The organism is Soonwooa purpurea, assembly GCF_053891095.1.
Map to the genome: position 1 here is coordinate 141,227 of NZ_JBSSMA010000005.1, position 15,150 is coordinate 156,376.

A 15,150-nucleotide genomic window follows, 5' to 3' on the forward strand; every position below is an offset into this window, starting at 1 on the left:
ATCCCTATCGCAATTGTTCAGTACGATTGGTCTTGTTAAATTAAAAATAATCAAGATTTGACAATTTTGTAAAAAAAATAATTTTCTAGTACTCATAAAACAGAAATTATTATCTTTGCACGATATGGAATTTACTGTAGAGCAAATTGCAAACTTTATTAATGGTAGAATCATCGGTGATAAGTCAACAATTATTACTGGCGTTTCTCCTATAGAAGATGGCCAAAAAGGTCATTTATCTTTTATTGCACAAGAGCGTTTTGCTCATTTTATTGATACAACAGACTGTTCAGTACTGATAGTTTCAGAAAAACTGTTAAAGCCAGACCATACTTATCCTTCAGTTATTATTGTTGTGGAAGATGCATACTTGTCTTTTCAGGTTCTTATGAATCTTTATAACGATCTCAAAAAGAAAAAGTCCGGAATAGAACAACCTTCCAATATTAGCCATTCTGCAGTGGTGGGTTCGGATGTTTATATCGGTGCGTTTACGTATATTTCTGACAAAGCTGTTATCGGCGATAATACCCAAATCTATCCACAAGTATATATCGGAAAAGCAGTGAAAATTGGAAAAAATTGCAAAATCGATTCAGGCGCTCGGATATATGACGGTTGCATCATCGGTGATAACTGTATTGTACATTCTAATACAGTGATAGGTGGTGATGGTTTTGGTTTTCAACTAAGTGCTGAAGGTTTTAAAAAAATTCCACAATTAGGAAATGTTATCATAGAAGATGATGTTGAGATAGGATCTAATTGTAGCATTGACAGGGCGACAATTGGTTCAACCATTATTGGAAAAGGTACCAAGATCGATAACCTTATTCAGATTGCTCATAATGTGAGAATTGGCCAAAACAATGTTATTGCAGCACAAGCTGGGATTGCAGGCTCTACCAAAATTGGAGATTGGAACCAGATTGGCGGTCAAGTCGGAATTGTTGGACATATCGAAATTGGAAATCAAGTTAAAATCCAAGCGCAAAGTGGCGTAAATAGTAATGTGAAAGATAAAGAAATACTTTATGGTTCTCCGGCGATTTTGGCAGGTGACTACCGTAGAAGTTATGTTCATTTTAGAAACTTTACTGACATCGTTGAAAGAATTAATAATTTAGAAAATAACAAAAAATAAAATTTGTTAAAAAAATATCTTTGTAATGAGTGATAAACAAAAAACTATACAAGAGGACATTCAGCTCTCGGGTATAGGACTACACACAGGAAAAGAAGTTAATCTTACCATAAAACCTGCAAAAGAAAATACAGGTTTTGTGTTTGTAAGGACAGACCTAGAAGGTCGTCCACAAGTAGAAGCAGATGTCAATTATGTAACAACGACAGAGCGCGGTACAACCCTAGAAAAATTAGGCGTAAAAATCCATACTTGCGAACATCTTTTAGCAGCATTAGTCGGGATGGATCTTGACAATGTTATTATGGAGATGGACAGCTCGGAACCACCAATTTTAGATGGATCTTCAAAATATTTTGTAGAAGCGATCGAAAAAGCAGGTATTGAAGAACAAAATGCAGTGAGAGAATATTTGGTAATCAAAGAAGTCTTGAGCTATGTTGACACCAACTCAGGTTCCGAAATTACCATTATACCTTCCGAAAACTACGAAGTCACAACAATGGTTGACTTTGGCACAAAAGTTTTAGGAACGCAAAATGCAAGTCTTAAAAATATTTCTGAGTTCAAAGACGAAATTTCTTCAGCAAGAACTTTTAGTTTTTTGCATGAGCTAGAACAATTATTAGATCATAACCTTATCAAAGGTGGTGATATCAGCAATGCAATCGTATATGTTGATAAAGAATTAACACCAGAAACCACAGAAAAGTTAAAAGTAGCTTTCGGTAAAGATGATGTTTCTATTCGTCCAAATGGGATTTTGGATAACCTAAATCTTAATTTTCCTAACGAAGCTGCCCGTCACAAACTTTTGGATGTTATTGGCGATTTAGCTTTGGTAGGTGTCAAAATTAAAGGCCGTGTTATCGCAAACAAACCTGGACATTTTGTTAACACCCAGTTTGCTAAGAAACTTAACAGACAATGGAAATTACAAAAAAAGAAAAACGTTCCAGATTTTGATTTAACAAAAGAACCCGTTTTTGATATTAATGGTATTATGAAATTAATGCCACACCGACCACCGTTTTTGTTACTAGATAAGGTTTTAGAATTATCCGATACCCACGTTGTAGGTCTTAAAAATGTAACCATGAACGAGCCTTTCTTTGTGGGACATTTTCCTAAAGAACCAGTAATGCCAGGTGTTTTACAAGTAGAAGCTTTGGCACAAGCGGGAGGGATTTTGGTATTAGCAAGCGTGCCAGATCCAGAAAACTATTCAACTTATTTTATAAAAATAGACAAAGTAAAATTCAAGAGAAAAGTAGTTCCAGGAGATACTTTAATTTTTAAAATTGAATTGATAGAGCCTATCAGACGCGGAATAGTTCATATGCAAGGTTATGGCTATGTTGGTGATACAGTAGCATTGGAAGCAGAACTTATGGCACAAGTTGCAAAAAATAAAATAGACTAAATGGTACATCAGTTAGCAGTCGTCGACAAACGTGCAAAAATAGGTAAAAACGTAGTTGTAGAACCTTTCACAACAATAGCCGGAGATGTAGAAATTGGAGAAGGAACTTGGATTGGATCAAATGTCACCATAATGGATGGAACCAGAATTGGTAAAAATTGTAAAGTTTTTCCAGGAGCTGTCCTAGGAGGTATTCCCCAAGACCTAAAATTCGATGGTGAGGATACTTTTGTATATATCGGAGACAACACCGTTATCCGAGAAGCAGTCACTGTTAACCGCGGTACAAAAGCATTAGGCTATACCAAGGTGGGTAACGATTGCCTCATTATGGCAACAGCCCATGTAGCTCATGATTGTGTCCTTGGGAACAATGTGATAATCGCTAATGCGTGTGGTATTGCAGGGCATGTTGAGATTGGAGATTTTGTTGTAATGGGCGGACTAAGTGCGGTACAACAATTCGGTAAAATCGGAAAACATGTGATGATATCAGGCGGATCATTGATTCGGAAAGATATTCCACCATATGTAAAAGTTGCGAGAGATCCCATTTCCTATGCCGGAATTAACTCTGTAGGACTTAGAAGAAGAGGATTTAGCAATGATAAAATTTTTGAAATTCAGAAAATTTATCGTGCCATTTTCCAAATGAAGATGAATACCACACAAGCAATAGAGCATATCGAGAAAGAAATGTTACCAACCGCCGAACGCGACGAGATTATCACATTTATCCAAAACTCGCCAAGAGGTATCGTTAAAGGCTATGGTTCTTCTAAAGAATAAATTAACAAACAAGAAATTATTAAATATTAATGGCAACAACAGCTGATATTAGAAAAGGTCTTTGTATTGAATACAGCAACGACATTTACAAGATTATCGATTTTCAACACGTAAAACCAGGAAAAGGTCCAGCTTTCGTAAGAACAAAACTTAAAAGCGTAACCAACGGAAAAGTTCTTGATAACACTTTTTCTGCAGGTCACAAAATTGATGAAGTTAAAGTAATTACTAGAAAGTTTCAATACCTTTATGATGACGAAAACGGTTTCCACTTCATGAACAACGATGATTTCTCTCAAATCTACATCAACAAAGAAATGATTGAAAACGCACAATTCATGAAAGCAGGTGAAGAAGTGACGATTATCTTGAAAGAAGCTGACGAAACGCCACTTTCTGCGGAGATACCACTAACAGTATTTTTGGATGTTGTAGAAGCCGATCCAGGAGTTAAAGGTAACACAGCTACCAACGCTCTTAAAAATGCTATCGTAGAAACAGGAGCTAGAGTTTTGGTTCCGTTGTTTATCGAAGCAGGTGATAAGATTAAAGTTAATACGGAAGATGGCTCCTACATCGAACGTGTAAAATAAATATTGTAAAGCGTTTTGGAAATCAAAACGCTTTTTTTATAAAATAAAAGAGATGACCTTTAGCCAACCACAGACGCTTAAGTCTATTGCTGATTTTATTCAAGCTAAATATATAGGTTCCGATGATTTTAAAATTTTAGGAACTAATGAAATTCACCGTGTTAAAGCTGGTGAAATTGTCTTTGTCAACCATCCCAAATATTATGATAAAGCACTCAACTCGGAGGCGACGATTATTCTAATCGATAAAGAAGTTGACTGTCCAGAAGGTAAAGCACTTTTAATTTCTGATGATCCTTTCAGAGATTTTAATAAAATTAATCTTCATTTTTCGACAATTTCAGACTTTTTTGGTGATATTTCAAAACCAGAGATTGGTGAAAATTCAAAAATTCATCCAAGTGTCGTAATCGGCAATAATGTTAAAATCGGAAAAAATTGCATTATTTATCCTAATGTTGTCATTGGTGATGATACGGTTATCGGAGATAATGTCTTTATCCAAGCCAATACAGTTTTGGGTGGCAATGCTTTTTACTACAGAAAACTTTATGGCAACTATGATCGATTAATCTCCGTAGGCAATGTTGTTATTGAAGACAATGTTCAGATTGGTGTAGGTTGTACGATTGATCGTGGTGTGACAGATATTACCGTAATAGGAGAGGGCAGTATTTTGGATAACCAAATCCAGATTGGCCACGATACAGTAATCGGGAAAAGATGCTTAATAGCTTCTCAGACGGGGATTGCGGGTTGTTGTATTATAGAAGATGATGTTACAATTTGGGGACAGGTTGGTATGGCGTCTGGGCTTACAATAGAATCTGGTACGGTGTTATTGGCCAAAACAGGCGTTAACAGAAATCTTAAAAAGGGAACTTATTTTGGCGCTATTGCAGAAGAATTCCGAGATTATTTAAAAAAAGAAGTTAAGCTCCGCAATCTCTAAATTAATTCTAAGAGAAAAAACAAAAATCAGTATTCAATTTTCAAGAATATTAACTATTTTTGTGTTTTATCAAAATCATTGAAAATTTAAAAAAATAAAAATAAAATGTCAGTATTAGTAAACAAGGATTCTAAGGTAATCGTACAAGGTTTTACAGGTAACGAAGGAACGTTCCATGCAGGTCAAATGATTGAATACGGAACTAACGTTGTTGGTGGGGTAACACCAGGAAAAGGTGGAACAGAGCATCTAGGTAGACCAGTATTCAATACAGTGGCAGATGCGGTTGCAAAAGCAGGCGCTAACGTTAGTATTATCTTTGTACCACCAGCATTTGCCGCAGATGCTATTATGGAAGCAGCTGAAGCTGGTATCAAAGTTATCGTTTGTATTACAGAAGGAATTCCTGTTGCGGACATGGTAAAAGTTAAAGAATATATCAACGATAAAGATGCACGTCTTATTGGACCTAACTGCCCAGGTATCATTACTTCTGATGAAGCTAAAATCGGCATTATGCCAGGTTTCGTTTTCAAAAAAGGAAAAGTCGGTATCGTTTCTAAATCTGGTACTTTAACTTATGAAGCTGCAGACCAAGTTGTAAAAGCAGGTTACGGTGTTTCTACGGCAATCGGTATTGGTGGTGACCCAATTATCGGAACAACAACGAAAGAAGCTTTAGAATTATTCATCAACGATCCAGAAACAGAAGCAGTAGTTATGATTGGAGAAATTGGTGGATCTCTAGAAGCAGAAGCAGCAAGATGGTACAGAGACAGCGGCTCAAAAAAACCAGTTGTAGGTTTCATCGCTGGACAAACTGCACCTAAAGGAAGAACTATGGGACACGCTGGAGCGATCGTGGGTGGTGCTGAAGATACAGCACAAGCTAAAATGGCAATTATGGCAGAATGCGGTATCAATGTAGTAGATTCTCCTGCTGAGATTGGCGCAACAGTAGCTAAAGTTTTAGGATAAATTATTACAAAAACACACAAATACAAAATGAAAAAAACGCTGTTAGGAAGTGCTCTCACCATTGCAACATTGGCAAGTGCGCAGATTGATTTTAATGCAACCAGATTTGGATTAACAGCTGGCGCAACTTACTCAAGAGTGCAAAATGCTCATAATCCTTCTGGGCCGAGATACTCTGTCCAAGGTGGGCTTTTAGCTTTAACACCAATAGGATCGGATGATCAATTTTACATCCAAACAGAGTTAACTTATTTTGGAGCCGGTGAAACTGGTGATAAAAAAGAAGAGAAAAAAAATAAATGGCCTCATGCAGTTTATGCTAATAATTATTTAAGCTTACCAATAAGTTTTAAAGCTTATTTTTCTGAAGGTGAAAGCGAGTTTTTTGCATTAGGTGGACCACGATTTGATTTTTTGATTAATCAAAGAGTTAAAAATATTCCAGCTAAAAGAGAAGATTATGCGATCGACAAATATGGAAAAGCTAATAAATTTAATATTGGTGTAGGCGCAGGATTTGGATATAGCTACAAGCGTCAATGGGAAATTACAGCAAGATACGACATGCATCTTATGGATACATATCCGGATCTTAAAAATTCTCCGATAGAAATGGCCACTTCGGATCCTAATGTCGCTAAGAAGAAAAATGAGCATATCATCAGCTTATCATTATCTTATATTTTTGAATAAGACTAATATCTTTACATAAACAACAAGTCGCGAAACGAAGTTTCGCGACTTGTTGTTTATGTAAATCCTCAACGTTTTAACACTTTAAAAAATGCCATTAACTCGGATAGTTTATCGTTGGAAATAGGGATTTCTTCACCATTCATTAGTTCTACAGATCCGCCATTGGATTTTATTATAGCATTTATAAATTTGGTATTCACGATATAAGATTTATGAATGCGCATAAATTTTTTGTCAAATTCCAAATTTTCCTCAAAAGATTTTAAATTCCTAGAAACCAGCAATGTCGAATTGTCCTTTTTAACAATCTGCGTATAAGAGCCATCGGCTTTTAAATATAAAATATCATTGGAGTTGATAAACAAAATTTTTCCCGAAACAGGAATTCCCAAAAGTGTATCTTGCAATTCGAGATTACGCTTCAGTGCGGTGAGATGCTCTATTTGGTTGTTTTTTTTCTTAACCAACTCAACCGCATTTTGCAGTTCTAAAGGATTAATCGGCTTTAACAAATAATCAACCGCAGAAAGTTTAAACGCTTTTATCGCATAATTGTTATAAGCAGTTGTAAAAATAATGGAAAATGTGACGTCTTTTTCACTGAAAAAATCAAGCAGCTCTAGTCCGCTATGTCCCGGCATTTCTATATCCAAAAAAACAACATTCGGTTGATGTTTATGAATACTTTTAACCGCTTCGGGAATATTTTTACACTCGTCCAAGATTTCAATTTCTGGACAAAACTCCTGAACTAGCAACCTCAAATTGAGTCTAGCTCTTTCTTCATCATCTATTATTATTGCATTCATGGGTATTAAAATAAGTGTTTGGGAACTACAATGCTTACCGTTGTTCCGGTTGGGTTTTCATGATCTGTATATCGGAGACTAATATTTTTTTTCAATTGCTGATTGAGTATGGCAATACGCTCGTTAATGGCTTGTGTAGCAAAAGATTTGTGATTATTCTGTCTTATCCTATTGAGTTCGTTGCTGCGTTTTCTTCCGATGCCATTGTCTGCAATTTGGATTTCAAAATAATCATCGGCATCTCGGAAGTCTATCTTTAAAGATTTGATTCCACTTTTGTGCATTAATCCATGTTGTATTGCATTTTCTACAAAAGGTTGTGTGATAAGACTCGGAAGCTGTACCTCGTCCGAAAGCAGCGATTGATCCGCATGAATTTGGTAATTAAAATCGTCACCAAATCTAATTTTTTCAAGATCGATATAATCTTTCAACATGCTGATTTCATCGGATAAGGATTGACTTTCGTTATCGCTCATATCCAAAATATTGCGCGTCAAACGAGAAAATTTCGACAAATAAAATACCGCTTGACTTTTTTCATTGGACAAAATATACGATTGCAAAGTGTTAAGCGCATTGAAATAGAAATGAGGATTCATCTGCGATTTCAACGATTTTAACTTGGATTCATTAACGAGTTTTTCGAGATTTGATTTTGCTAAGACTTCTTCATTTTTTTTATTTAGAAGTCGTATTTTATTTTGAAAATATAGATAAACGAGCACTAAAAGAAGGATGATTCCCAACGTAATCGCCCACCAAGTCATCCAAAATGGCGTGTCAATCTTCAAATAAAAATTTTTGTCCACCACATTTTCTTCATATTCTATGCGCAGAATAATCTGGTGCTTTCCGTAAGAAAGTGACGAAAAACGCAAGCTTCGTTCGGAATTATTAAGGATCTCCCAAGGATTTTGATCTATTTTGTATTTTATTTTGTAGGTGCTAACCGGCATTGAAGAAATGATGTCAAAGAAAATTTCGATGTTATTTTCATTGGATTTTAGTTGTTCCAATTTCGAGTTAGAAATGCCATTTACTTTGACATCGTTAATGTCCAAAACCAAAAATTCTGAAGTCTTTTTCGTGTTTTTAGAAATATCAATAATGCCTTTGTTGGTGGCTAAAAATAGACGGTTTCCAAGACTTGTAATGTCGAAAAAATCAGTGGAAGGTGGCAAGTTTATTATGGAAGTTAAGGTGTTTTTTTCAAAATTATAGCGGTACAAAATTCCTTCTTTTGTAAAGTACAATTGGTTATCTACGGTGCGGATGTTTTTAATATTCTCGTTGCTGTGTTTTTTTCCAAAATTCAGTTTTTCAATTTGTAAACGTGGAGAAATATGGTAAAGAATTTCGTTTTCAGAAAGTAAAAAACAGGTTGACTGCGCTGTGACAAGCTGTGTGAAATTAAATTTAGAAGATGAATTAATCTGCTTAATTTCTCCATCTTTAAAGTATTTTATCGCATGATTTGTCAGGAAAAAAATGCTTTGATCTTGAGGATTAAAAATATTGGATTTTCCATTTTCGCCATCCATTAAGGTGATAAAATAAATGCCATTGGATTGGTATTTTGGAAACTTGACGAAGTTTTTATCGTACGCGCTTTGTAAGTTGGGATCCGTGTAGATAATGCCATTCCAGCCACTCGCACTTATGGCGTAATATTTTTTGTCCAGCTGCGTCATCGCTTTTACGGCAAAAACGTGTTCCAGCTGAGATTGTTGGGATTTAATAATAAATTTGGACGAACTGATGAGCAACTTCTGATTAATAGAATCTATTTTAAAAGCGTTAATTGCATGATCCGATATGCCTTTGAAAACAGGTTGCACATGGTTATTCTTCAAACGGAAAATCTCATCTCGGTTGGTACTGAAATAGAGTTGATTATTCGTTTTCTCAAAACTGATAGGTGTTGACGCGGTGGCGATAAGATTGGAGTCAAAGTTTTTTACGAAATAAGCGCCTTTATTCTGGCTGGTTATCCAGTAATTGCCGGTCGTTGTTTTTACGATACTGGAAATATTGGAGTCGGGAAAGAAATGTTGATAGGATTTAGCATCAACATCAATGCGATAAATACCTTTGGTAGAAGCCAACCAAAACGAATCGTTGTAGGCAATTACATTTTGTGTGAATATATTTTTGAAGGGAAGTTTGTGATAAATTGGTTTTGGATGTAACCCCAAATAATATTCTCCAAACTTTGAAAAAATATAAAGTTTTCCATCTTTGATGACCAGCAACGGCGCCGATATTTTGGTAGTATAATCGTCGGGCGTTATTTCTGCGTTGAGCTTCCCGTTGATGTCTAAAGATTGAATTTTGCTACCAATGAGATAAAATTTTTCGCCATCAGAGATACTATGTTTTACGCCTGTCATATCGACTTTGATGCTGTTAGTTAATCTTAAATCTAATAGATTAAAAACCCTAACTTCATCTTTTCCTGCGATAAATAGTTGATTGCCAATAATCCCGTATTTCAAAAAACCATTGGCTTGGAAAGGTTTAAATAGATTGATTTCTGTACCCTGAATGTAATATATTCTACCACTAAAATCTTGAAACCAGATTCTTCCTTTTAGATCTTGTGAAATATGAGAAACTGCCTTTATTGCAAAATCTTTAGGCAATATATGCTTGATTTGTAAGCCGTCATAACGACAAATGCCTTTTTCGGTTCCGAACCAAATGAAAGATTTTTTATCCTGGAAAACATCGTAAATAACCTGTGAAGGCAATCCCGATATTCGATCCAAGTTGAATGAATAGGGTGTAGTCTGCGCAAAATGAAATTGCACAATTAACAAAAAGCCTAAGAGGAATTTCAAAGTAATAGTTTTTTTCAAAAATAAGGAAATTGCCTTTCTTTTAACAATAAAACTTTATCAAAGCACTAGGCTTCGACAAAGTTGTTTATCACTAACTGAAAATTTATATTTAAGACGTGTTTTTATTTTTTGTATTTCATGGCGTTAGTACATTTGATAACCTCTTTATGAGTGTTACCAATCGCTTTTACAGGATTCCCGGTGAATTTTTCCGCTGCCGAACCTGCAGAATAAGAATTGTTTTGACGCATCAGAAATTGAGTGACTTGACACTCGTCTCCTTTTTTAAGGATAACCTGCGTTTGCAAAACACGATGGGTTAGTGTACGTCCCATGATTCCTACATTTTCGAAACGATTTTCCCATGCTGTTACAGGATATAAGTACACCAAATCTTCTGAGAATTGAGGCATTGATTTTATTCTCTCATTAGCTGCTTTTACTAATTCGGCGTTGCTTGGTTCATCTTTAATTTTCCCGATTGGTTTTACCAATTCTACATTTCCTCCTTCTGCAGCTTTGTAAGCTTTGTAATACGGGTCGTAGAAGGCTTTCATTTTATCCCAAACTTGAGCATCGGTCATTGCCAATGCTTTGGCTTCTTTATCCTTTTTGTAGAACAGATTGTAGCTTCCTTTTTCTTGTAAAACTTTATACTTCTCAGGAGTATTGGCATTCGGAATATAATCTAAACGAGCGATAACGATGATGCCTTCTTCTAATTCTAACAAGCCTTCATAATTAAAAAACATTCCTTCTTGTTTGACGTAGTTTCCGTTGGTCGCAAAGAAATCCATAAAACGACTTTGGTTGGCGTAGTTTGTTGTTGAGCTTCCACCATATTTATTATCGCTAATACCATCCAAATGGAGATGTCCCAATTTCTTACTTGTGGTTACCGGAAAATAATCTGGTGTTCCTGGAGCGGGAGCATAAACCAATGGTGGAATGTCCTTCCTGTTTTCATAATAATACCGAGAAACGAACTCTATTTCTTGTTTTTCACCTTCTTCATAATTCACCAAAAACTTCTTGGCGTAATTGTATTTTCCAGATGCGAATTGCCCAATCCGAATTGGATATTTTGCGAAATAAATTCCGCTCAGATTTCGACTATCTTTATTGATGGGCTTGCTATCCAAAACCGTAGATTCTACATCTTTTTTTACTTCCTTTTCATTAATCCCTGAACCTGAACTTCCTGAACTTCCAGTAGCTTGCTCTAATTTTTCGGCAAGTTTACCGAAAAGGCCGCTCTGTGCTTGTATGCTTGTTGTCATAAATGTGACCAAACAGATTGTGGTTAATTTTGTCATAATTAATTTGAGTTTTTAAAGCTTCAAGGTTTTTAGGTCTCGAAGCTTTGTGTTAGAGTTTTTATCTTTTAATGACTTTCGTTGATTGTATGCCGTTAGCATTATTTAATTTTAGAATATAAATGCCTTGCTTTTGAGCTGATAAATCTACATTATCCGTATTTTTGTAAGAACCTATTAATCTTCCTGAAGTGTCAAAAACTTGTACATCTGCTTTTTCTGATAGTTTTACAATGTCTGTCGTTGGGTTAGGATAGGTTTTTATAGAATTTTGCTTGTTTTTTATGTTATTAGTCGCTAATGTTCCAGAATCATCGGTGTAAGAATGGATGTTTCTATACCATTGCCATTGGGTTTTACTTACCTCTTCTTGGGTATACAACTTGTTCACGATGATTAAATCATCAATTTGTCCAAACATATATTCAGGAGTTGCTTTTCCATCGGTACCAACAAAGAGACTTGTAGATGGTTTAATAGAAATAGGAGAAGCAAGGTCAATCGTTTTTATTAGCGATGCATTAAAGTATAATTTTATCGTTTTGGCTTCATTATCTACAGTCATTGCATAATGATTGTATTGCTGAAGGTATGAGCTGAAATCTTGCGGATATTCTGTACCATTTATTCTAATAGCAACTTTTTGACTAGCTTTAACGAAACCTACCGCTATGTCTCCCGTTTCTGTTGGTATGCTAACTATAGGTGTAAAGGTTTGTGAAGTATTAGCCTGTAGGCTGGATGTTCTGTTATATGCAAAAGCCACACTGAATTTATCTCCCAAATCGTTTGTTTTAATACCTGTAACAGCATAGGTTGTACTTGCTGCGTTATTACCTTTATGTAGTTCTAGGCCAATGTTATCAACTCCATAATGGGTGTAGGTTTTATAATTGATAACTGAAGGATGCACAATTATTGAAGGATAATTGGAGAAATAGTCATTAAAATCAGAATTATTAAAATCATACTTTGCAATTTTACTTCCTTTTGTAATGGCAAAATATGAGGTATAAAGGTCTTTCACTTCTGCGGCATTAAAAGGTATATCATATACACGAACTTCATCCAAATTAGCTGATAAAGAGGATTTGTAAGTAGATCCAGGCGCTGTAAAACCAAAAAACTCGAATGGGTTGGTGTTGTTGATTAACTCATGTGAAATATTTTGGTGAAACATCTGCTTTCCATTTCTGTAAACCGTGATGTGACCATTAGCCCCGAATTGGTAAGAAATTGCAAAATGATGCCATTGATTAGCATAAAGCTCTTCCGTAGATTGCTGAGTAACACCTGTTGTGGAATTGATATAGCTTTTAAACGCCAGCTTTCCAGACTCTGTTATACCCAGCATTAATCCTTCCGAAGCATTGGCTGTACCGCTGCTTAAATACATTATTGGATAGACACCGTTAATTTTAGTTACCGAACTTGGTGTAGCAGTCGGGTTTTGGTAAAGAACAAAAAACGACATGGTCCCTTGTTGTTTTAAAGAAGCGTTGGTCCCTTCTAGTTTTATTTCGCCGTGAGGAGATGAACAACCCAAAGCCGAATTTTGATTACGGAATTGATCTGGACTTCTATAGCTACTATAATTAGCAGTTTCTATAGTAAATCCAGGTGGCGTAGCCCAATCAGAACCTTCAAACTTTGCCTCGTATATAGGCGTTGGGAGTGTTTGCCCCAAACAAAAAGACGCAAGCAATGCTGTAAAAAGTAAAAATGTTTTTTTCATAATCATATTGATTTAAAGTTGATGCAAAGAAAATCAAACCTCAAGCGTGAAAATTCTAAGAACTTATGAAAACGGAAAGAGACTTTATGAAAAGTATATTCTAATTTGTTTCAAAAAAAGACTTCGACCTAATTTATACTCATGTAAAAACGTGTTGCCCACAAAATAATGCATGAAGCAAAGTGTCTTAGTTTTTAAAAAAATTGCGCAAAACAAAGTTTCGCGCAATTAGGCTATCATTTGAAAAAATACTTAATTATAATAATGATCTCATTATTAATTTGAGCTCAAAAGCTGCTAGTTTATTATATACCAAAGCTTTATTTTGACATCTTAGTTTTTAATAATTTTCGTCGTTTGTGTGCCGTTATCATTGTTTAATTTCAAGATATAAGCACCTTGCTTTTGAGTAGATAAATCCACATTTTCTACATTTTTGTAAGAACCAAGTAATCTTCCCGAAGTATCGAAAACTTGGACATTTGCTTTTTCTGATAGTTTTACCATGCCAGCTGTTGGATTAGGAGAAAGCATTATTTGTTTCTTGTTAATATCAGAAACCGCCATAGTACCGCTACAGTTTTCGCTGTATTTTGACCGAGAATCAAAATTGTGGTTGGTCCAAGTGCTCGTACTTGCAATGCTATCAACTTGTATGCAGGTTAAGTTGGGGTTGAAATAAGCCAACATTACAATAAATTTGGTGTTGTTTCCATTAGCAACATTTAAAGAAGTCAATTGGTTAAGCCCCACATTAATCTGGGTTAAGCGTTTATTATTGCTGATATCAACATTGGTTAAATTATTTTCGCCCGCAGCAAGCCCCCCAAGCATTGTAAAAGTTTCTATACCTGTAAGGTCTGATATGTTCTTTTTGGTAAGCATTAACGTCGAGTTGTAAACTTTAGCTTCCATACATTGGATTTTTCCATCACCATTAAGATCCACTTTCGGGAAATTATCGGTTAAATGGTGGTTGACCAAAGCATTTTTAAAATTGGTATCGGGAATATTGACTTCGCAAAAAGTGGGTAATTCTTGAGCGAACATTTTGGCAATTTGTGAGTCGTCGAGAACTTGCGTGAAAACCTTAATTTCATCTATATTTCCGTATAAAGAACTGGAATGGGTATCACTAAATCCAGTGAAATAAATATCAGGAGAGCTGGTAGATGGGATGGAAAAAATAGGCGCCGCAGTATCGATTATTTTTTTGCCGTTAACGTAAGCTTTTATGTATCCGTTAGTTCCCATATTCCAAGTTAAAGTAAAGTGATTCCAACCAAAATCTGTAGTCGGAAATTCTCCTCCAACTTGTGATGCAGAGTGTCCGTTGCCATTGGGGTTGGTACTAACGTAGGAAGCTACTTTTACTTTCCCATCATTGGTTAACGCGAAAAGTAAAGCCTCTTGGTAAAATGTTTGCTTGTTGGACCAATACACCAAAGGTTTGTCGCTTCCAAAAGCACTTGCACCAGTACCTTCATGTTTGTACCACATGGAGATGGTTCCACTGCTTCTCAGATTGTTAAAATGAGACGAAGTTGGCGTAAGCTTTATAGCACCATGATCAGCTTCTAACTTTGCTGATTTATTTGCTTCTTCATTACGATCTGTATCGAGGCTAATTTTTGTTGTACTAACAGTAAAATTATTTGCTGATAAGCTTTCCGAAAACGAATGATGATATACAGGTGTCGGAATTGTTTGTCCGAAACACCAAGAAGCAAGTAATCCTGTAAAAAGTAAAATTGTTTTTTTCATGAGTAGACTGATTTAAAGTTTCTGCAAAGAAAATCAAACCTCAAGAGTGAAAATTCTAAGAACTTATGAAAACGGAAAAAGACTTTATGATAGTACTTTTTTAATTTG

The 15,150-nt window shown here is 35.5% G+C and carries 12 protein-coding genes; 7 read left to right on the forward strand and 5 right to left on the reverse strand.

Annotated features, from left to right (window positions below; all coding sequences use genetic code 11):
• The first annotated feature begins 124 nt into the window (after positions 1-124).
• The 7 genes from lpxD (at position 125) to ACVFVN_RS06575 (ending at position 6,572) form a co-directional block, all read left to right on the forward strand.
• Positions 125-1,144, forward strand: a complete 1,020-nt coding sequence (lpxD, locus tag ACVFVN_RS06545) for a UDP-3-O-(3-hydroxymyristoyl)glucosamine N-acyltransferase (protein WP_165137326.1) — start codon at positions 125-127, stop codon at positions 1,142-1,144.
• A 25-nt stretch (positions 1,145-1,169) separates the two neighbouring features.
• A complete protein-coding gene (locus tag ACVFVN_RS06550) occupies positions 1,170-2,567 on the forward strand; it encodes a bifunctional UDP-3-O-[3-hydroxymyristoyl] N-acetylglucosamine deacetylase/3-hydroxyacyl-ACP dehydratase (RefSeq protein WP_165137329.1) in 1,398 nt (465 codons plus the stop codon).
• A complete protein-coding gene (gene lpxA / locus ACVFVN_RS06555; RefSeq protein ID WP_165137332.1) occupies positions 2,568-3,356 on the forward strand; it encodes an acyl-ACP--UDP-N-acetylglucosamine O-acyltransferase in 789 nt (262 codons plus the stop codon).
• Between the two features lie 29 nt (positions 3,357-3,385).
• Positions 3,386-3,949 carry an elongation factor P gene (gene efp, locus ACVFVN_RS06560; protein ID WP_165137335.1) on the forward strand — a complete coding sequence of 188 codons (564 nt, stop codon included), beginning with the start codon at positions 3,386-3,388 and terminating at the stop codon, positions 3,947-3,949.
• Between the two features lie 52 nt (positions 3,950-4,001).
• The gene (locus tag ACVFVN_RS06565) at positions 4,002-4,901 is read left to right on the forward strand and encodes an LpxD N-terminal domain-containing protein (RefSeq protein ID WP_456234684.1); all 900 of its coding nucleotides are present in this window, start codon (positions 4,002-4,004) and stop codon (positions 4,899-4,901) included.
• A gap of 105 nt (positions 4,902-5,006) precedes the next feature.
• On the forward strand, positions 5,007-5,879 hold the full coding sequence (sucD, locus tag ACVFVN_RS06570) for a succinate--CoA ligase subunit alpha (RefSeq protein WP_456234685.1): 873 nt from the start codon (positions 5,007-5,009) through the stop codon (positions 5,877-5,879).
• A gap of 27 nt (positions 5,880-5,906) precedes the next feature.
• Positions 5,907-6,572: a porin family protein gene (locus ACVFVN_RS06575; protein WP_456234686.1), complete on the forward strand. Its 666-nt coding sequence runs from the start codon at positions 5,907-5,909 to the stop codon at positions 6,570-6,572.
• 68 nt (positions 6,573-6,640) lie between these two features.
• On the opposite strand, the gene ACVFVN_RS06580 is transcribed toward ACVFVN_RS06575, so the two are convergent.
• The 5 genes from ACVFVN_RS06580 to ACVFVN_RS06600 all read right to left on the reverse strand — a co-directional run bounded on the left by ACVFVN_RS06580 (position 6,641) and on the right by ACVFVN_RS06600 (position 15,042).
• Positions 6,641-7,384: a LytR/AlgR family response regulator transcription factor gene (locus tag ACVFVN_RS06580; RefSeq protein WP_456234687.1), complete on the reverse strand. Its 744-nt coding sequence runs from the start codon at positions 7,382-7,384 to the stop codon at positions 6,641-6,643.
• Between the two features lie 5 nt (positions 7,385-7,389).
• The gene (locus ACVFVN_RS06585) at positions 7,390-10,155 is read right to left on the reverse strand and encodes a histidine kinase (protein ID WP_456234688.1); all 2,766 of its coding nucleotides are present in this window, start codon (positions 10,153-10,155) and stop codon (positions 7,390-7,392) included.
• 194 nt (positions 10,156-10,349) lie between these two features.
• A complete protein-coding gene (locus ACVFVN_RS06590; protein WP_456234689.1) occupies positions 10,350-11,543 on the reverse strand; it encodes a hypothetical protein in 1,194 nt (397 codons plus the stop codon).
• Positions 11,544-11,604: 61 nt separating this feature from the next.
• Positions 11,605-13,278 (reverse strand): LamG-like jellyroll fold domain-containing protein, encoded by a 1,674-nt coding sequence (locus ACVFVN_RS06595; RefSeq protein WP_456234690.1) that lies wholly within the window; start codon positions 13,276-13,278, stop codon positions 11,605-11,607.
• 333 nt (positions 13,279-13,611) lie between these two features.
• Complete coding sequence (locus ACVFVN_RS06600; RefSeq protein WP_456234691.1) at positions 13,612-15,042, reverse strand: T9SS type A sorting domain-containing protein; 1,431 nt, start codon at positions 15,040-15,042, stop codon at positions 13,612-13,614.
• Positions 15,043-15,150 lie beyond the last annotated feature (108 nt).

What these genes read in the sequence shown, in the direction of transcription:
- lpxD (WP_165137326.1), top strand. Translation starts at nt 125, where the DNA reads ATGGAATTTACTGTAGAGCAAATTGCAAACTTTATTAATGGTAGAATC.
- ACVFVN_RS06550 (WP_165137329.1), top strand. Translation starts at nt 1,170, where the DNA reads ATGAGTGATAAACAAAAAACTATACAAGAGGACATTCAGCTCTCGGGT.
- lpxA (WP_165137332.1), top strand. Translation starts at nt 2,568, where the DNA reads ATGGTACATCAGTTAGCAGTCGTCGACAAACGTGCAAAAATAGGTAAA.
- efp (WP_165137335.1), top strand. Translation starts at nt 3,386, where the DNA reads ATGGCAACAACAGCTGATATTAGAAAAGGTCTTTGTATTGAATACAGC.
- ACVFVN_RS06565 (WP_456234684.1), top strand. Translation starts at nt 4,002, where the DNA reads ATGACCTTTAGCCAACCACAGACGCTTAAGTCTATTGCTGATTTTATT.
- sucD (WP_456234685.1), top strand. Translation starts at nt 5,007, where the DNA reads ATGTCAGTATTAGTAAACAAGGATTCTAAGGTAATCGTACAAGGTTTT.
- ACVFVN_RS06575 (WP_456234686.1), top strand. Translation starts at nt 5,907, where the DNA reads ATGAAAAAAACGCTGTTAGGAAGTGCTCTCACCATTGCAACATTGGCA.
- ACVFVN_RS06580 (WP_456234687.1), bottom strand. Translation starts at nt 7,384, where the DNA reads ATGAATGCAATAATAATAGATGATGAAGAAAGAGCTAGACTCAATTTG.
- ACVFVN_RS06590 (WP_456234689.1), bottom strand. Translation starts at nt 11,543, where the DNA reads ATGACAAAATTAACCACAATCTGTTTGGTCACATTTATGACAACAAGC.
- ACVFVN_RS06595 (WP_456234690.1), bottom strand. Translation starts at nt 13,278, where the DNA reads ATGAAAAAAACATTTTTACTTTTTACAGCATTGCTTGCGTCTTTTTGT.
- ACVFVN_RS06600 (WP_456234691.1), bottom strand. Translation starts at nt 15,042, where the DNA reads ATGAAAAAAACAATTTTACTTTTTACAGGATTACTTGCTTCTTGGTGT.